We start from the raw sequence: 18,122 nt of genomic DNA, 5'->3' as shown, positions 1-18,122 counted from the left end.
AGCGGATATTATATGAGCTTCAACACAGGAACACCCACCTCGGCGTTTACGCAGGGGAGGGTGCAGTTGGATACTCGAGAATTTCAAGAGTTTCGAGATTTTCTGCAAACCGTTGCAGGGATCGATCTCGGCCATAATAAGCAGTACTTAGTGGCTACTCGCATTCGCCGAATTCTTATCGATTATGAGTGCGAAACGTTGGGTGTTCTTACCAAGCTTATTAAGAACGCAGCGAATAGGGAAGTTCGTCAAAAAGTTATTGATGCGATGACTACCAACGAGACCTTTTGGTTTCGTGACGGCTACCCTTTCGAGTATTTACGCAAAACGGTTCTGCCAGAAATGGTAGAAAATAATAGAGGCGGTCGTTTTCGTATCTGGTCTGCCGCCTGTTCTTCTGGGCAGGAGCCATATTCACTTAGCATTGTTGCAGAAGAATATATCCGAGGGGCGTTTGGTATCAGCAATCTGCCACTGGACATTGTGGCTACGGACTTATCCAGCCAAATTCTCGATAATGCCAAGCGAGGTGAATACGATCGTCTATCCATTACTCGCGGCTTGTCCGAGCAGCGCCTGCGAGACTATTTTGATCATTTTTCTTCGGATTGCTGGAGGGTGAAACCGCCTATTGGTCGGAGGGTAACCTTCAAGCCGCTTAACTTGCAGGACTCTTATTTGTTGCTGGGTAAATTCGATGTGATTTTCTGTCGCAACGTACTTATTTATTTCTCTGCCGATCTTAAGCGCGATATTCTCACGCGTATGCACGCTGTTATGAAACCTGGGGGGTATCTCTTCCTGGGATCTTCAGAGAGTATTGCTGGAACATCCGATTTATTTGAAATGATCCACTGTAACCCCGGCGTGGTCTATAAAGCTAAATAGCGCACGGCCTGTTATTCTTTGCCTTCAGTTATCTCAAGCAATATTCAATCACTCAACGGCTCGAAAGACCTCCTCTTCTTAAACACATATTGATCTTTCCTAAGGTATGCCTGCCGGAAAGTGGAAAAAGGGAAATTCCTTGCCGCTTTCAATAATTTTACTATCTGCCGATTATTTATATTTCCAATAAAAACAAAGGGTTAGGTGGTTGTAGTCCTGTTGGCACACGCATTGCTATCTATCGGTAACAATACAATATTCACTTTATTAACGGCAGGCAACATGGCTATTTCTTTTGACAGTGCGCTAGGTGTTCACGAAACAGCATTGCGCTTACGGGCACAGCGAGCGGGGCTGTTGGCGAGCAACCTGGCCAACGCCGATACGCCGGGTTACAAAGCAAAAGATATTAACTTTGGGCAGGCGTTGGCGAATCGCATGGATAACCAATCAGCTGATATTCCTATGTCTGCTACGCGTTCAGGCCATATCAAGTTCAACAAAGGGGATTCTGGTTTTACCGAAACCCTTTACCGTACGCCTAACCAGCCCAGTATTGATGGCAATACCGTGGAAGAGCAGGTAGAGCATGCGCAATTTATGAAGAACAACCTAGAGTTTCAGGCCAGTTTTACGTTTTTAAACAGTAAATTCAAAGGCTTGACCAAAGCCATTAAGGGCGAATAAGCGAGGCTGTTATGAGTTTATCCAATATTTTTAATGTCGCTGGTTCGGGAATGAATGCCCAGAGTATTCGCCTGAATACCACTGCCAGCAATATCGCCAATGCCGAAACCGCCAGCTCCAGCATCGATCAGACCTATCGTGGTCGACACCCTGTTTTTTCTGCGGTGCAGACTGCTGTACTAGCGGGTCAGCAGGGTATTCAGCAGAACACTCCGGAGGCTGTCGGCGTTCAGGTTCAGGGCATTGTTGAAAGTGATGCGCCGCTGCAGCCACGTTACGAGCCAGATAACCCCAATGCTAACGAAGATGGCTATGTGTACTACCCCAACGTCAATATCGTTGAGGAAATGACCAATATGATCTCGGCCTCACGTTCGTTTCAGGTGAATGTTGAAGTGATGAATGCGGCGAAACAAATGGTTCAGCGCGTACTCACTCTGGGTCAGTAAGTTGATGAATGTAAACGATAAAATACAGCTGAGGAAAAGCGCATGAGCAATGTGAATGCCATCAGTAATAACAGCCTGTTAAGCGATTTATCCATCGCCAATAAAACGGCGGACGAGCCTCAATCCAACGAGTTGGGCCAGAGTGCCTTTTTAGAATTGATGATTACGCAAATGGAAAATCAGGACCCTTTGAGTCCACAGGAAAATACCGAATTTATTGCGCAACTGGCGCAGTTCAGTTCAGTGGAGAGCTTGGATAAGCTAAATAACAACTTCGACAGCTTTACCAATAATTTTGTCGCCAACCAAGCATTACAGGCTTCGACGCTTGTTGGCCGTTCCGTCACAGTTCCTACGGATCGTACACAGCTTGAAACGGGTGATGTGGTAACCGCGAGTGTGGATGTACCGTCTAGCTCCAGTGATATCACCGTCAATATCTATACGGAAAGTGGTTCCTTGGTGGATCAGATCTCTCTGGGTGTGCAACCCCCGGGTGAGTTGGTGCTGCGGTGGGATGGCCAGAATGCCGAGGTGAATGGCGAGCTATTGGATTGGCAGAGTAGCCAGGAAAATGGAGTAGAGGCCGGATTGTACCGCTTTGAAGTGATGACCCAGGCCAATGGTGAATCTACCGAACTGGCAACGGCACTTAGCGCAAATGTGAATAGCGTTACCGTCGGCAGTAACGGCAGCTTGGTATTGAACCTGGCCGGTATTGGTGCTGTAAGCCTTACAGACGTTAAACAATTTAATGAGTAGCGGCAAAACTTTGCCGTATGCAGTAATCGCAGGAGAGAGTTATGCCTTTTAATACCGCTCTAAGTGGCATTCGTGCCGCTTCAACCGATTTGACCGTTACTGGTAATAATATTGCCAATGCCTCCACAACGGGGTTTAAATCTTCCCGAGTGGAATTTGGTGATGTGTACGCCACCTCTGTGTTGGGCGCAGGTTCCGGCGCTGTTGGCAGTGGTGTGCAGGTACAGGATGTGGCTCAGGCTTTTGGCCAGGGCAATGTCTCTTTTACCGAAAACGAACTGGACCTAGCCATAAACGGCAATGGTTTTTTCCTGTTAAACCGTGGAGGAGAACAGCTCTACACGCGTGCTGGCACGTTTGGTTTGAGTGATGATGGTTTTATCACCAACAACGCGGGCGCTCGGATTCAAGGTTTTCAGGCTGACACGGCGGGAAATATTGGCGGTATTACCGGCGATATCCAGATTCAAACTTCTAATTTGGCACCTCGCCAGACAACCACGGTTGAGTCGATATTGAATCTGGATTCTACCGATCCGGTTCAGCAAACAATTGGCCGTGAATTTATCACTCAAGGTAATGCCGTTGGTATTACTCAGGCGGGGTTGCAGGATGCCACTACCACAACCTTGACGGGAAATACCTTTGGCTTACCCTTGGGCAACGACTTTTCTACTGCGCCAATGGATTTTGAAATTCAGCTCTCAGGTGCCGTATCTGGAAACAATGGTACTGTGAGTATCAGTCTTGATACCGCATCGGGCGTCCCCGCCAGCATCAATAACTTTAACGATTTACGTACGTTGGCCGGCGTTATCAATGCCCAGATTTTTTCACCGGCAGTACCGGAAACCCCAATTGATTTGGTAGCGGATGCGGTTGATTTTGGTGGCGGTGTTTACGGTATTGAATTTACTGTGTTGAATGAAGGCGAAAACTCTCAGATTCAAATATCCAACCAAACGGGCAATGTAAACCAATTGGGCTTGAATCCTGCACCTATCTCCGTGGGCGGTATTGCTGCCGTTTCAAACGGTTACCCGCAACAGTCCATAGACTTTATCGACCCCGATGGGCAGGTAGTGACATACACAAGCTTACAGGGCGCAACAGCGGCGCAAACTGCCTCGGAATTAAATGCTTTACAGGGGGTTTCGGCGACCTCTCAATCGGAACTTACCTTATCCAATCACAGCAGCGGTGCCGGTAATCTAACGATTAAACTGAATGGCGTGAACCTGGTAGCGGATGATCTGCCGGGCTTGGAAACAGAAATTAATTCTCTGAGCGGTACCATTTTACCGGGTATTACTGCCACATTAGGCGCTACTGGGACGACTTTGGTGTTGAGCTCGGCGGTAGGGGATGACTTGAGGGTGAGTATTAATAGTACTGATGCCTCAGACTCACTGACCGTGCAAGGGGATCAGGATGCGCCGGCGCAAACGTTGCAAATTCCTCCAGTTGGCGCGGGAAATTATGACGCGACCCTTAACTCTATAACCGTGGGTGGATCCATTAATATCGTGTTGGAACAGGGTTATGAGATGGATGATGCAAGCCCTCCATCCGTGGGGCTGTTTCAGCCTTTTAGTGGCGATGAGCTGGATCCAGAGTTTACCGATATTGTGATTAATGCGTTTGATCCCACCGATCAGGCCACCTACAACAGTGCGACGTCGATGAGCATTTACGATAGCTTGGGCAACTCGCATGTGATGACCCAGTATTTCGTAAAACAGAATTACGATCCTGCCGATGCGACTACAGCCGCCAACCATTGGGAGGTTTATGTACAGATTGATGGTGAGGATGTGGGCGATCCAGACACGTCTTTAGCGCCGCCCCTAAATACGGAGTCTACTCGCGCATCATTTAATGTTTACTTTAATGAAGATGGTTCGTTAAATCAGATTCAGACTGAGGAGATTCTTGTTTCCAACTGGATACCGTTGGACTCCAGTGGTCAGCCCAACGGTGCTCTGGGGCCTCAAAACGTACTGGCGGGTGGCACCACCGTTATCCCCGAACCTCCGTCGTCTTCCAATTTTGTTATTGATCTGCTGGGCACAACCCAGTTTGGTTCAGATTTCTCCGTTAATGATGTGGATCAGGACGGCTATGCAACGGGTCGGCTTTCCGGTCTGAGTATCGATGAGAGTGGGGTCATATTTGCTCGTTATACAAACGGTGAATCACAAGCGCTGGCGCAGGTTGCTCTTGCAGACTTTACCAACCAGCAAGGCCTGCAGCCTGTAGGTAATACCATGTGGGCCGAAAATTTTGAGTCGGGCCCGCCCAATGTTGGAGTTCCTCGAAGTGGTGCGCTGGGAGCGTTGCAATCGGGAGCTTTGGAAGAATCCAATGTGGATTTGTCTGAGCAACTGGTCAACCTGATTATTGCGCAGCGCAACTTCCAGGCGAGCGCCAAAACCATTGAAACGGCCGATCAGGTAACGCAAACCATTATTAACCTACGCTAGTAGTAGAGTAGCGTAGGGATATTGCTCCTGGGCTAATACACTATCCCTGGAGTTGTAGATGGATGGTTAGAGTGCGCGAGGATCGAGCCAAAGGGGGGCATCGTCAACCGGTGTGTTTTTTGGGAGAAGAGGGTTCTCCAGCTTGATAACAGTTCGATCTTGTAGATTGGCTTTCTCTATGACATCTTTTACCACCGGATCGTTAAAAAAGTAGTCATCAAAACTGCCGTCTTCAATAGCTTCCCGAAAGCCCTTTTCAATTTTTTTCGCTAGCTGGGTATTTCCTTTAGCGACAAAAAAGTAGAAGGGGTTGGTATAGGACATCATCAGTGTTTTTTCAACGGCCAGATCTAAATCTGGATAGCGCGCAATCTCGTACCAAGGCTCGTGAACACCTCTAGGGAAGGCTTCAAATCGACCGCCGTCCAGCATATAAAACAAACCTTCATACTGCGTAGCCTTGACGACGTCAATTCCATTGGCTTCCATAATGTTGGTGTCAGCCCAGAGCCTGCCTTGCCCAATAGACACACGATTTAAGTCGCCTAGTGTTTCAATTCCGTCGAAAAGGTGTTGGTTGCCTTTTCTGATCATAAAAATGCGGTAACCCAGCAGGCCTTTATAGAGTGGGATACGAATGGGTAGCATTTTTTCTTCGAAATCGTTAGTTGTTGCGTACCAAACGATATCCAGCTCGCCATCGTTCAGCATTTGTGTGACTCGGGCTTCCGTAGCGCTTGGGGTTGAGTCATCCCATTCATACTTTTCGGGCAGCTTACTTAGTACGATTTTTAATACGCCCTTGGCGTAGGCAGCAATGCCATCGCTTCCGTCAACGACCCTCATGGGTGCCGCACTTAGCTGAGCGGCAAAGGCCATAAGCGCCAGAAAAGCACTTAAAGGTTTTACGAAGGAAATAGCACACAAAAAAAGCGCTCTCATAGTTCAGATACCTGTTATAGCCAAATCAAAGATTAAATATAGCTGACAATTCCTATGTTGGCCTGGGCGACAGAAGCGTGAATAACAAGTCTATATACATTGACCATTGCAAACTTCTGGCACTCTTATTGCTCCAATCAGCGTAACTCGGAAAAAGTGACGTAATTCCAGCAGTGAATACCGTTGCTTTTACGTTAAACCCTTTAGTTGAAGCAAAGTGAAATCCTATGGATAAAGCACTTTATGTCGCCATGACCGGTGCCAAACACAATATGCAAGCGCAAACTGCGCACGCCAACAACCTGGCCAATATCAATACCACAGGCTTTAAAGCCGATTTCGCCCAGGCCCGGAGTATGCCGGTGCTGTACGGCGACGGCCACCCAACGCGCGCCTATGCACTGGCTGAAAGTCCGGCTACTGATTTTACTCAGGGAGCTCTAGTGGAAACAGGGCGAGAGCTGGATATTGCCATTAAAGGTGAAGGTTTTATTGCTGTACAGGCTCCGGATGGAACTGAAGCGTATACCCGCGCCGGTTCACTGTTTATCGATAGTGTTGGCATGCTGCGAACCGGCAGTGGCTTGCCGGTACTCGGCAACGGAGGGCCTATTGCGCTCCCAGCAGCAGAGAAAATTGAAATTGCGGTTGATGGTGCAATAACAGTTATGCCCCTGGGGCAGGGCGTTGATGCCCCTGTTCAGGCAGACCGTATTCGATTGGTTAATCCACCATTAGATTCTATTAAGCGTGGTGAAAGTGGATTGATTGTTGCGTTGAACCTTGAAGAAGAAATTCCCGCAGATGCAAATGTCCGCGTGATTTCCGGCTTTGTTGAAGCCAGCAATGTGAATGCGGTCAACGAACTTACCAGTGTTTTAAGCCTCGCTCGGCAATATGAAATGCAGGTAAAAATAATGCAAACAGTCAAAGAAAATTCTGAAACTTCCGCGAGTCTGTTACGCGTAAGCTGATAAATAAACTCTGAGGTGTGATATGCACGCAGCACTCTACGTTAGTAAAACCGGCCTGGCTGCCCAGGACACTCAACTCACCACGGTGGCGAACAACCTCGCTAATACATCAACGGTGGGCTTTAAACGTGATCGCGCGGTTTTTGAAGATTTGCTTTATCAAATTCAACGTCAGCCGGGTGCGCAAAATACGGAAGAAACGCAGTTGCCTTCCGGTCTGCAGTTGGGCACGGGCGTTCGTGTTGTCGGTACGCAAAAGCAATTTACCCACGGCAGTTTGCAGGTAACGGAACAGCCTTTGGATATTGCCATTGATGGCCGTGGTTTTCTGCAAATTCTTCAGCCGGATGGAAACATCGCTTATACGCGTGCAGGGCAATTGCATTTATCTTCGCAGGGCGAAATTGTGGATGCGAGTGGTTTATTGCTGCAGCCAGCGATTACGCTTCCACCCAATGCCGATCGCCTAACAATTGGAACCGACGGTACGGTGAGCGCCTTTGTCCCGGGAACGCCAGCGCCGCAGATACTGGGAAATATCCAAACGGTAGATTTTATCAATCCCGGTGGACTACAAGCGATTGGTGGAAATTTGTTCTTAGAAACTGCGTCTAGTGGTGACCCTTTAACAGGCACGCCCGGCGAGAATGGTTTAGGTCAAATTAAGCAGGGCATGCTGGAAAATTCCAATGTCGATATTGTGGAAGAAATGGTCAATATGATCACCACGCAGCGCGCCTACGAAATGAATTCAAAAGTGGTTTCCACTGCAGACCAAATGCTGCAGTTCGTCACTCAGAATCTGTAATCGAATACCTCAGATTGGATGAAGTACTTCGTATACCAGTAAAAACAGGTGGTGAAATGAAAACCGGGAAAAGTAAAACGCTAATAGGATGTCTAATGGTTTTGTGCCTGGTGGGCTGCGTGAGCCAACCGCCAATGCCCGATGACCCCTATTATGCTCCGGTAATGCAACCGTCTGCGCTCCCTGATACTCCCGGTAATGGTTCACTCTATTCGGAAAACTCCTCCATTGCGTTATTTGGAGATCAAAAAGCCAGCCGGGTTGGCGATATTATCAATGTGGTTTTGCAGGAACGTACCACTTCAAGTAAAAGCACAAATATTGGTTTGGTTAAAGATAATGATATCAGCGTGGGGGGCTCCGGAGGCAATAGCCTTCTTTTGGGTGCGGTTCCCGGCGCTGGAAATCTTTCGTTGAGTACTGATCTGGTCGCCGAAAGAGAATTTACCGGCGAAGCGGATGCCGACCAAAGCAACCAGCTAAACGGCAATATTTCCGTTACGGTAGTGGATGTTTATCCCAATGGAACATTACTAGTTCGTGGCGAAAAATGGTTGACCTTAAATCGTGGTGATGAATATATTCGTTTGAGTGGTTTGGTTCGCCCTGATGACGTCAGCCCGGATAACTCCGTACTGTCAACAAAACTTGCCAATGCGCGTATTACTTATTCCGGTAGGGGTGCATTCGCCGACTCACAAGAAATGGGTTGGCTGGGCAAATTCTTTAATAGTCCCCTCTGGCCATTTTAATTATGGGTAACAAACGCGTTACACAACTTATCTTTTCACAGCTTGCCATTGTTTTGTTAATGCTGTTTTGCGCCGCTGTTCAGGCGGAACGAATTAAAGATTTAACTTCAGTTTCTGGGGTGCGTACTAACCAGTTGGTTGGTTATGGATTGATAGTGGGGTTGGATGGTACCGGTGACCAAACCAACCAAACTCCTTTCACCACGCAATCTTTTATGAGCATGTTAAAGCAGTTTGGTATTACCATTCCCGCCAATGCAAAATTCCAGCTCAAAAATGTTGCCGCTGTTGCGGTGCATGCGGAACTGCCACCCTTTGCCAAGCCCGGGCAGACAATCGATATTACGGTTTCCTCGGTTGCCAATGCCAAGAGCTTACGCGGGGGTGCTTTATTACTAACGCCACTCAAAGGTTTGGATGGAAAAGTGTATGCAATCGCCCAGGGCAATTTAATTGTGGGTGGTTTTGGCGCAGAAGGCAGGGATGGTTCCAGCGTAACGGTGAATATCCCCAGTGTTGGACGTATTCCAAACGGTGCAATGGTTGAACGCTCTGTGCCAACAGCGTTCGGCAATAACGGGAAAATTATTTTTAATCTACACACCCCAGATTTTACCACCGCAAAAAGGGTGGCCGACAGTATAAATGATCTGCTCGGGCCCGATGTGGCTATGCCAATGGATTCTACCTCTATTGCTGTTCAGGCACCGCAGAATGCTGCACAGCGCGTCGATTATTTGTCGCTGTTGGAAAATGTGGATGTCAGGCCCGGGGAAGCTGCGGCAAAAATCATTATTAACTCCCGAACCGGCACCATAGTTGTTGGTGAGCATGTGCGTGTATCGCCGGTTGCGGTTACCCACGGTTCGTTGACTGTGACGGTTCGCGAGGATGTTCAGGTCAATCAGCCTAACGCCTTTGGTGATGGGGATACCGTTGTCGTTCCAGAAAGTACTGTAGAAGTAACGGAAGAGTCCGGCCCCATGTTTGAATTCAGCCCCGGCCCAACCCTTAACGATATTGTGCGTGCCGTAAACGAAGTGGGTGCGGCGCCAGGTGATTTAATGGCAATACTCGAAGCCTTAAAACAGGCTGGTGCCTTAAAAGCAGAAATTATGGTGATCTGATGAATAATGTAGGATCGCATCATTTAATGGCTGCGCAGCAGCAAATGCAATCAGCCGATGTTTACACCGACATTAATAGCTTGCAAAAGCTTAAAACCAGTGACGATAAAGATCTGGCTCTGCGCCAGGTCGCGCAACAATTTGAATCGTTATTTCTCGGCTTAATGCTGAAAAGTATGCGTGATGCCAATGCGGTCTTTGAAGAAGATAGTCTGTTTAACAGCGGCGAGTCGAAGTTCTATCGCGATATGTACGATCAACAGCTGTCGTTAAGCATGGCCCACAGTAAGCAGGGTGGGGTAGGCATTGCTGATGCGCTCTACCGTCAGATGAGCGCAAGCTATGGCGATAAACTTACAAACGCTGACGGGGGTCTTTCGATTGGTCCGGCCCTGTCAACAACGAACTCATCGTCAAAAACCAAATACACAGCTCTTGCGGATTCGCCTGAAGAATTTGTCAAAAAAGTGTCTCCCATTATGTTACAGGGCTCAGAGAAATTGGGTGTTGATGCCGATATTCTGGTTGCTCAGGCAGCGCTGGAAACGGGTTGGGGAAAATCGGTATTAAGCCAGGGCGATGGTAGTAGCAGTTACAATCTATTCAATATTAAAGCGGGTTCCCAGTGGCAGGGTAAAACTGTCGAGGTGTCAACGCTGGAGTTTGCACAGGGTACCTTTAAACCTGAGCATGCAAAATTCCGCGCTTACGATTCGCTTGAAGAAAGCGTGAACGATTATGTGCGATTTGTACAGGAAAATCCACGCTATCAGCAGGCGTTAAAATCGGCTTCAGATTCTACAGATTATATTCGGGAGTTGCACAAAGCCGGTTATGCAACAGACCCTGATTACGCCGACAAAGTGTTGTCGGTTAAAGCCCGGGTTGTTTCCGGTTTCAGCCCATCACAAACTTCCGAAACATGAGTGAGGCTAAACAATGAGTTCAGACTTACTCGGTGTCAGTATTAGTGGTATTCGCGTTACCCAGTCGGCGTTAAATACAACTGGCCACAATATTTCCAATGCGGGAGTCGATGGTTATAGTCGCCAGCGCGTCAATGTTCAAACCAATCCCGCAACCTTCGCGGGTAACGGCTATGTTGGAAATGGGGCGAATGTAAAAAGTATAGAACGTATAGTCAATAGCTTTGTTACCGAGCAACTGCGCGACGATACAACCTTGTACAAAGATCTCGACATTTACCACACCTATGTTTCTCAGCTCGATGATCTGCTTTCGGATGCCTCTACTGGCCTTGCCAGTGGTATGGAATCATTTTTCGCTTCAATGCAAAACGGCTTGGACGATCCCACCTCGATTCCTGCGCGGCAACTTATTCTTAGTGAATCCGAAAATCTAGCCGACCGCTTCAATACGATGTATAGCCGCTTTCAGACCATTGACAATAACGTGGATGAATCTTTGGCGGCAGGTATCGCACATGTCAATGCATTAGTTAGTAATGTTGCTGAGCTGAATTTAAAAATATCCAATGCAATGGGCGTGAGTGATGGTAACCAGCCTAACGATTTATTGGATCAGCGCGACGAAGCGTTGCGTCAGTTGTCGGAGCTTATTTCCATTCAAACCTACGATGAAGGGCTTGGCCAAATAAATGTGGTTGTCGGTAATGGCCAAAATTTGGTAGTGGGAACCGAAGCGAGACACCTGGCATTACAGCCAAGTGCAGAAGATGTGGCCAAGCAGGACGTGGTGTTTAAAGGTGATGTTGGCGGACAGGTTGTTACAAAATCCATTTCCGGCGGTGAAATTGGTGGCCTGCTACGTTTTCGCGATGGCACCATGGATCAGGTGTACAACGAATTTGGGCGTATCGCTGTGGTAATGGCCGATAGCTTTAACGAAGCTCATCAGCAGGGCATAACACTGGAAAATGAATTTGGTGGCTTGTTTTTTTACGATGTGAACGATTCGCGTCTGGCTGCTGCGCGCGTTATTGGCAATTCAAATAATGCCGAGAGTTCAGAAAGCTTAATGCGATTGAATATCTCTGATAGTCAGCAGTTAACCGATAGCGATTACGACGTTAAGATTGAGTCCGGTGGTTTATACCGCATAGAGCGTCTCAATGATGGTAAAGAAGTTGCCACGGGTCTGTTGCCCGGGTCATTTCCATTTTCCGTCGAGTTCGATGGCTTGGAATTGGTTTTTGACGGCGGCACCTTTCAGGATGGTGATTCCTTTAAGTTGCAACCTGTTCGTACCGCCGGGCGAGATTTTAGTTCCTCTTTGGTTAACGCTCAGAGCATCGCTTTTGCCAGCCCGCTATTAACTGACGCAAGCATTGGCAATAGTGGTTCCGGTGTTATCTCGCCTGGTGAAATTCTATCGTTAACGGCAGCTGATGGTTCAACTCTGCCGCTCTTGGCGAATGCGGGTCAAATGAATCCGCCCTTGGTCGTGCGCTTTACCTCGCCTACCAGTTATGACGTTCTCGATAATTCGGATCCGGGTAACCCTGTTCAATTGAATCCACCTATTCGTGATCAGCGTTTTATCGTGGGCGTTAGCAATAATGTATTTGGTACAGACCCTGGTGCAACTTTGGTGTCATCTAATGGTGAGCTGACGGGCTTACCAGAAGGGCGCATGCCTGTCAGTCAAGCCGCTTTATTAATGGGCCCGCCTGCTGCGGTTGCTCCGGATTTTACCGTAAGTGATTTTAGCGGCACTGCCAACCAGTTTAGTTTTGATGTTGTTGTCAGCGGTACACCTGATGGCCTTAGTGACGGTACTTTTAGTATTACCATTTCTGGGCCAGCGATTGTCGATGAAAATGTGCTACTTAGCGAAATTAACGCCCAGCTAAATGGTACGGGTGTGACCGGCTTTATTGCAGACAACGGTACCGTGGGCTTTCGCCTGAACAGCGCTGGCTATGGTGATCTGACGCTGCAGAACTACAATTCCGATCCGGATGGCAATGGTGATTTGGCTCCGCTGGGACAGGCGAATAACTTACTGGGTTTGAATATTGAAGGTGCCAGTTTAACAACGGTAGGCAATACTAATGGTGTCACCGGCGCGGGCTTTTTGAGTAACGGTTATCCGGCAGAAGCGATTACGCTATCTCGTCCGTCGGCAACAGTTGGGGCTGCACCACTTAGTGAAACCATTTTTACCAACCAGAATGCCAGCGCAAAAGAAATTGCCAGTGCTTTAAGTAATGTGGCTGGCGTTACGGCGAATGCGTTTAATTATGTGGAAATGTCCAATTTACGTATTTCCAATGCGTCTCCGCTGCAGATTCAGTTAAATGGCGAAGATCTGGTCGAGTATGAAACGGATTCGCTGGGGAACCCTGTGGTCGCCTCAAATGTACCCAGCCCGCTGACGGACACCAATGCTTTTAATGACTATTTAGCCGAACGGATTTCAGAAAATCCTGGGTTACAGGCGGCTGGTATCTATGCTGTTCCGGGGCGAAACGCGGTTACAGGTGCCGCTGAATTGCGTGTTTATTCTAGTGAAGGCGATGATTTTGAATTGTCGTTGACTGCAGCTGTGGGTGAATCCATTGATATAAGCGATGGCCGCAACCCCAATACGACCTTAAATGCTGTCGGCAATAGTGTCGCGACATCGATGGTTATCGGTGGGCAGCTGGACGTTACACTTGCCGACGATATTTCGCTTTCAACGTTTCCGCCCCACAGTATGATTTTTGGGGATACCACTGCAGCGGACTTTGCACGTTCGGATTACTATGGAATTCAAGCCGCAATTACGGGTATTCCCGATACTGGCGATACCTTTACATTAGATTTTAATGTGGATGCGGCTTCCGACAATCGCAATGCCCTATCTCTTGTTAATTTGGCCAGTGGGAAAACGGTGGATGGTGGTGTTTCTACCTATGCAGAGAGTTACGGTGCACTGGTAGAAAAAGTGGGGATCGATACTGCATCTGCCCAAATTAATGTGGATGCCAGTGAGCAAGTGCTTCATCAGTCTACTCAAATGCGGGCTTCTGTTTCCGGTGTTAACCTGGATGAAGAAGCGGCAAACCTTATCCGCTTCGAACAAATGTATGCCGCTAATACACAGGTCATTTCCGTTGCCAGAGACCTATTTGACCGCTTAATTAACTCGTTTTAACCGATGGCATAATTTTCGCAGTAAACCTGTATCAATAGAATATTGGTTGGGTAGCGTATAGCAAAACCCAACAAGTCAGGTTTAGCCATGCGTATTTCATCACTCCAAATTTTTAATATTGCCAACAAGGGAATGGCCGACGCCAATAGATCCCTTATCCACACGCAAGAGCAGCTTTCCTCAGGCGTACGCGTATTAAACCCTTCCGATGATCCCGTTGCGTCAACCAAAATAATGCAGTTGACTAACGACCTGTCGAATATTTCACAGTACAAAAAAAATATTGATATTGCAGAAAATAACCTGGTGTTAGAAGAGTCCAATCTCTCAAGTGTCAACAATCTCCTACAGCGTATGCAAGAGCTGGCCGTTCAAGCGGGTAACACGGCAACCTTAAGTACAAGCGAATACGATGCGTTGGCCGCCGAAGTGGATGCTCGCCTCGATGAGCTACAAAATTTACTGAATAGTCAGAATGCAAATGGCGATTATATTTTTGGTGGCTACAAAAGCCGTTCACAACCCTTTGTAGGTTCTGCAGCGTCCGGTTTTCAATACCAGGGTGACGATGGACAGCAGTATATCAAGGTGGCCAATAATACCAGTGTGCCAGCCAGTGATTCTGGGAAGGACATCTTTGTTGATATTCAGAGCGCACACAATACCGTTCATACCTATGCCAGTAGTGCAAACCGTTCAGATCCGCCTGTGGGTATTTCAGTCGGCATCGTCACAGACCAGGAAGCTTTCGATAAGTTTTATCCGGAAGATATGGTGGTCACATTCAATGCGGATAATCAGATTTTGCCGGCCGGAAAAAATTATACCGTCACCGAACGTGCAACAGGGCGAGTGATTGTTGCCAACCAAGCTTATGTGGCGGGTGTAAATATAGATGTAAATGGCGTTAGTTTTAGTGTGACTGGCAGCCCTGTGTCTGGTGATCCGGCTGTTCCGGCGACACGGCCTTTTGGTGCCGATGGTCCGGTAGCTTTTCCTTTCGATTTTAGCGCACCCAATGAAGAGACCTTTAGCGTTCGTGTTGGTGGTAGAACAGAAACCCTGATACTGGATGCAAACATCAGCAATACAACAGACTTGGCCGCGGTTCTAAATAATGTCGGTAATGGTAACGCAGCCAAGTTGGCGGCTTTGGGTTTGAGCGCTGATAACACCGGTATACGTACCGATAGCGGCATTAATTTTACGCTGGCGGGTGGCTCGGCGAATATTGATGCGGTAATGGGGCTAAATACTAATTTGGGAAGCACATCGTCCGATGGTGTTATGTCTAAGCCAGGAGATCGATTGTTTGTTGACTCATCCAACAAGCAGGATGTGTTAACAACCCTGGCGCGTTTTAGCCAAGGGATGAAGAGTTACGATGGTACCGGAGATGGTCGAGACATGCTTGAAGAAGTAATTGCCTCGACGCTGGACAATTTGAAAAACGCACAAACCAGTATATTGGACGTAACTGCCAAGTTGGGCGCACGATTTAATACGCTGGACAGTACTCGCCAGCTGCACTTGGATTCAGAAGTGGTGATGAAGGACGTGCTGAGCGAGTTGCGTGACGTTGATTATGCAGAGGCGGCCACACGCCTGTCATCTCAATCTCTGATATTGCAGGCTGCGCAATCGTCTTTTGTTCGCGTTAGCCAGTTAAACCTGTTTTCAAAGTTGTAATTAGCGGCAAGTAGTTTCCTGTTTGCCGTTTCTTTTTTTCCTCTTCAAAAGCGGCAAAAACTATTCAAAGCGGCAAACAAATATTGCCGCTTTCCAATAGAAAAAGCTGTTTTTACGACAAAAAAGCCAATAAAAGGCGGTTTTTCATACTTGGCACAGCCGTTGCAATTTCCATATTAAGTTTATTCGCTGCATTAAAAACAGGTTTACTTATTCGACGCAGCGCAAACGAATTTTAAAGTTAGTGACTCATGTTACAGGAGAATTGTTATGCCCTTAGTCATTAATACCAATGTTACCGCGCTCAATGCACAGCGACAGCTGGTGAATTCCGGTAATGATATGAGTCAGGCTATGGAGCGACTTGCGTCGGGAAAACGAATTAACACTGCCCGTGACGATGCTGCAGGCTTGGCAATTTCAAACCGACAAACCTCGCAGATTCGCGGTTTAGACCAAGCTATTCGAAATGCGAATGACGGTGTTTCACTGATACAAACCGCCGAAGGTGCGTTGGATGAAACAACCAATATTCTACAGCGTATGCGGGAGCTGTCGATTCAGTCTGCGAACGGAATTTATTCCGACGTTGACCGGTCTACACTCGATGCCGAAGTTCAGCAGCTGAAGGCGGAAGTCGATCGTATCGCGCTGTCAACAACATTCAACGGCCAGCCATTATTAGATGGCAGCTTAAGCGATGTTGCCCTGCAGGTTGGGTCTGAGGCGTACCAAACCATCGATCTGTCTATCCAGGGTTTTAGTACTTCTTCTCTGGGAGGAAGCTCTGGAGATATCGTTGGAGAGGAAACCACGGGTCTGGCCGCTTTGCAGGCGCTTGATGCTGCGGGCGCAACAACAACACTTTATGTTAACGATATTGCGTTGAGCGATTTGTCTGGTACTACGTCACTCAACGAAGCCATTGCTCTCATTAATAGTGATCTCGAGGGAAAGGGTGCTGAAGCCTCCAGCCTGGTATCGGTCGAAGCAGCATCTGCCGCCAATGGAATATTGACCGGCGGTGTTTCGTCAATGACGATCGAATTGGTGGACGGCAATAACCTGACACAATCCTATGTTATTACCGATACCAGTAGTCTTTCCGAATTGGCCAATAAAATTAATGCTGACACCATCATCGAAGCAAAAATAAATGATGAAGGGAAATTGATTTTAAGTGCGGAGGATGCGCTCAGCATCGATATTACCGACGCATCTGGAGCCTCCGGCTTGCCGACCGCTGCGGCCGTTAACTATTCATTGGTGTTCACCGATACGGGAGCAGATAAGAATGGTGTCAAAGTAGAAGTTGGCGCTGTTAATGACGCTGTTGTTGAGGCCCTTGGTATTGATATGCAGGATGATGACGGGAACCTTGTCGGTTCCGTTATTGCCGATGCAGACACCGCCGCGTTAAATGCAGGCGATATCATTATTAATGGTGTGGCCATTGGCGCAATCGCAGACGGTGCTACCGCTGCTCCCCACGTCGACAATATTATTCAAGCCATTAACCTTCTATCGGAAGAACACGGTGTTGTTGCGTACGAAGGTACTACGGCTGGTACGACTATTGAGCTGCGCTCCACGAATGGTGACGGCATAGCAATAGAGTATGGTGAAAATGCAACACCAGCTACGGTTCAGGCCGCTACAGGTTTCCAGGAACGTAATGCCGCAGAAGGTGGCGGGTCTGTTTCCGGTATTCGTATTGATACTGCCGCAGGCGCTCAAGCGGCTATTGATGTTATCGATGTCGCGCTGGAACAAATTAACTCGACACGCTCGGAACTGGGTGCGATAAACAACCGCCTGGATTTCACTATGAGCAACCTCGCAAATGTATCGGAAAAAACGTCGGCCGCTCGTTCACGTATTGTCGATGCTGACTTTGCAGCAGAGACTTCCGAGCTAAGCCGGTCCCAGGTGCTGCAGCAGGCATCGCAAGCCATGCTGGCGCAAGCAAATGCGCAACCTCAGCAGGTACTGCAATTGTTGCAGGGCTAAGCTAGAACCACCGTATAAACAGTTGATGAACCACCTCTTTGAAAAAAGGGGTGGTTTTTGGCGTTGCGGTCTGATTATGTTTTGTGGGATAGCCGCGGGTATTTAGCCCTTTTTACAGCAGTCAAACTATTGACCGTTGTTTTTGCTTTTGCAGCAAACTTTGGTAAAGCGACGGTTAATGATCACTTTAGGTTGGTTATTACGAAACCGTATAGATTTAGGAAATTTCGGGGAAAAATAATATAGGTATAAATAGCGTTTTTTCCGCATAAATTCAGGGAAAAAGGGCAGATGGATACGCTGTCCTAATTTCTAACGTGTTGAAAACTATAGAGATAGTGTTGTTTTTGCAGTAATGGAATGACTGTAGTTTAAAACTTAAACTCATACTAAAGTTCACAAACTAGTTGCCGACAAGGTCAGTATGGG

At 47.7% G+C, this 18,122-nt stretch carries 14 protein-coding genes; 13 read left to right on the top strand and 1 reads right to left on the bottom strand.

Features of this window, described 5'->3' with window-relative positions:
- The first annotated feature begins 12 nt into the window (after positions 1-12).
- The 5 genes from H5715_RS09300 to H5715_RS09280 all read left to right on the top strand — a co-directional run bounded on the left by H5715_RS09300 (position 13) and on the right by H5715_RS09280 (position 5,269).
- Positions 13-888, top strand: coding sequence for a CheR family methyltransferase (locus H5715_RS09300; RefSeq protein ID WP_083608013.1), 876 nt, complete (start codon positions 13-15; stop codon positions 886-888).
- A 282-nt stretch (positions 889-1,170) separates the two neighbouring features.
- Positions 1,171-1,575, top strand: a complete 405-nt coding sequence (flgB, locus tag H5715_RS09295; protein ID WP_075185562.1) for a flagellar basal body rod protein FlgB — start codon at positions 1,171-1,173, stop codon at positions 1,573-1,575.
- An 11-nt stretch (positions 1,576-1,586) separates the two neighbouring features.
- Complete coding sequence (gene flgC, locus H5715_RS09290; protein ID WP_075185561.1) at positions 1,587-2,024, top strand: flagellar basal body rod protein FlgC; 438 nt, start codon at positions 1,587-1,589, stop codon at positions 2,022-2,024.
- Positions 2,025-2,066: 42 nt separating this feature from the next.
- Positions 2,067-2,786 (top strand): flagellar hook assembly protein FlgD, encoded by a 720-nt coding sequence (locus tag H5715_RS09285; protein WP_075185560.1) that lies wholly within the window; start codon positions 2,067-2,069, stop codon positions 2,784-2,786.
- Between the two features lie 41 nt (positions 2,787-2,827).
- Entirely contained in the window at positions 2,828-5,269 is a 2,442-nt protein-coding gene (locus H5715_RS09280) for a flagellar hook-basal body complex protein (protein WP_075185559.1), read from the top strand.
- Positions 5,270-5,335: 66 nt separating this feature from the next.
- Here H5715_RS09280 and H5715_RS09275 read toward each other — a convergent pair whose 3' ends face one another.
- On the bottom strand, positions 5,336-6,211 hold the full coding sequence (locus tag H5715_RS09275) for a substrate-binding periplasmic protein (protein WP_246434750.1): 876 nt from the start codon (positions 6,209-6,211) through the stop codon (positions 5,336-5,338).
- A 227-nt stretch (positions 6,212-6,438) separates the two neighbouring features.
- Here H5715_RS09275 and H5715_RS09270 point away from each other — a divergent pair, with 227 nt between their 5' ends.
- The 8 genes from H5715_RS09270 (at position 6,439) to H5715_RS09235 (ending at position 17,693) form a co-directional block, all read left to right on the top strand.
- The gene (locus H5715_RS09270; RefSeq protein ID WP_075185558.1) at positions 6,439-7,185 is read left to right on the top strand and encodes a flagellar basal body rod protein FlgF; all 747 of its coding nucleotides are present in this window, start codon (positions 6,439-6,441) and stop codon (positions 7,183-7,185) included.
- A gap of 22 nt (positions 7,186-7,207) precedes the next feature.
- Complete coding sequence (flgG, locus tag H5715_RS09265; protein WP_075185557.1) at positions 7,208-7,993, top strand: flagellar basal-body rod protein FlgG; 786 nt, start codon at positions 7,208-7,210, stop codon at positions 7,991-7,993.
- A gap of 56 nt (positions 7,994-8,049) precedes the next feature.
- Positions 8,050-8,745, top strand: coding sequence for a flagellar basal body L-ring protein FlgH (flgH, locus tag H5715_RS09260; RefSeq protein ID WP_075185736.1), 696 nt, complete (start codon positions 8,050-8,052; stop codon positions 8,743-8,745).
- A gap of 59 nt (positions 8,746-8,804) precedes the next feature.
- Complete coding sequence (locus tag H5715_RS09255) at positions 8,805-9,872, top strand: flagellar basal body P-ring protein FlgI (RefSeq protein WP_246434773.1); 1,068 nt, start codon at positions 8,805-8,807, stop codon at positions 9,870-9,872.
- Complete coding sequence (flgJ, locus tag H5715_RS09250) at positions 9,872-10,798, top strand: flagellar assembly peptidoglycan hydrolase FlgJ (RefSeq protein ID WP_221892367.1); 927 nt, start codon at positions 9,872-9,874, stop codon at positions 10,796-10,798. Before H5715_RS09255 ends, flgJ begins: the two co-directional genes overlap by 1 nt.
- 13 nt (positions 10,799-10,811) lie before the next feature.
- On the top strand, positions 10,812-13,994 hold the full coding sequence (gene flgK, locus H5715_RS09245; protein WP_075185555.1) for a flagellar hook-associated protein FlgK: 3,183 nt from the start codon (positions 10,812-10,814) through the stop codon (positions 13,992-13,994).
- Between the two features lie 87 nt (positions 13,995-14,081).
- Positions 14,082-15,683: a flagellar hook-associated protein FlgL gene (gene flgL, locus H5715_RS09240; protein ID WP_075185554.1), complete on the top strand. Its 1,602-nt coding sequence runs from the start codon at positions 14,082-14,084 to the stop codon at positions 15,681-15,683.
- A gap of 270 nt (positions 15,684-15,953) precedes the next feature.
- Positions 15,954-17,693 carry a flagellin N-terminal helical domain-containing protein gene (locus H5715_RS09235; protein WP_075185553.1) on the top strand — a complete coding sequence of 580 codons (1,740 nt, stop codon included), beginning with the start codon at positions 15,954-15,956 and terminating at the stop codon, positions 17,691-17,693.
- Positions 17,694-18,122 lie beyond the last annotated feature (429 nt).

It is taken from the genome of Teredinibacter haidensis, from assembly GCF_014211975.1.
GTDB classification, from domain to species: domain Bacteria; phylum Pseudomonadota; class Gammaproteobacteria; order Pseudomonadales; family Cellvibrionaceae; genus Teredinibacter; species Teredinibacter haidensis.
Note: the sequence above shows the minus strand (reverse complement) of the source record. Positions and strands in the feature narration are given on the sequence as shown.

Bases quoted from the DNA above. Each gene is read 5' to 3' on its own strand.
- flgB (WP_075185562.1), top strand. From the start codon at position 1,171: ATGGCTATTTCTTTTGACAGTGCGCTAGGTGTTCACGAAACAGCATTG.
- flgK (WP_075185555.1), top strand. From the start codon at position 10,812: ATGAGTTCAGACTTACTCGGTGTCAGTATTAGTGGTATTCGCGTTACC.
- H5715_RS09285 (WP_075185560.1), top strand. From the start codon at position 2,067: ATGAGCAATGTGAATGCCATCAGTAATAACAGCCTGTTAAGCGATTTA.
- flgJ (WP_221892367.1), top strand. From the start codon at position 9,872: ATGAATAATGTAGGATCGCATCATTTAATGGCTGCGCAGCAGCAAATG.
- flgL (WP_075185554.1), top strand. From the start codon at position 14,082: ATGCGTATTTCATCACTCCAAATTTTTAATATTGCCAACAAGGGAATG.
- H5715_RS09235 (WP_075185553.1), top strand. From the start codon at position 15,954: ATGCCCTTAGTCATTAATACCAATGTTACCGCGCTCAATGCACAGCGA.
- H5715_RS09275 (WP_246434750.1), bottom strand. From the start codon at position 6,211: ATGAGAGCGCTTTTTTTGTGTGCTATTTCCTTCGTAAAACCTTTAAGT.
- flgG (WP_075185557.1), top strand. From the start codon at position 7,208: ATGCACGCAGCACTCTACGTTAGTAAAACCGGCCTGGCTGCCCAGGAC.
- H5715_RS09270 (WP_075185558.1), top strand. From the start codon at position 6,439: ATGGATAAAGCACTTTATGTCGCCATGACCGGTGCCAAACACAATATG.
- H5715_RS09280 (WP_075185559.1), top strand. From the start codon at position 2,828: ATGCCTTTTAATACCGCTCTAAGTGGCATTCGTGCCGCTTCAACCGAT.
- H5715_RS09255 (WP_246434773.1), top strand. From the start codon at position 8,805: ATGCTGTTTTGCGCCGCTGTTCAGGCGGAACGAATTAAAGATTTAACT.
- flgC (WP_075185561.1), top strand. From the start codon at position 1,587: ATGAGTTTATCCAATATTTTTAATGTCGCTGGTTCGGGAATGAATGCC.
- H5715_RS09300 (WP_083608013.1), top strand. From the start codon at position 13: ATGAGCTTCAACACAGGAACACCCACCTCGGCGTTTACGCAGGGGAGG.
- flgH (WP_075185736.1), top strand. From the start codon at position 8,050: ATGAAAACCGGGAAAAGTAAAACGCTAATAGGATGTCTAATGGTTTTG.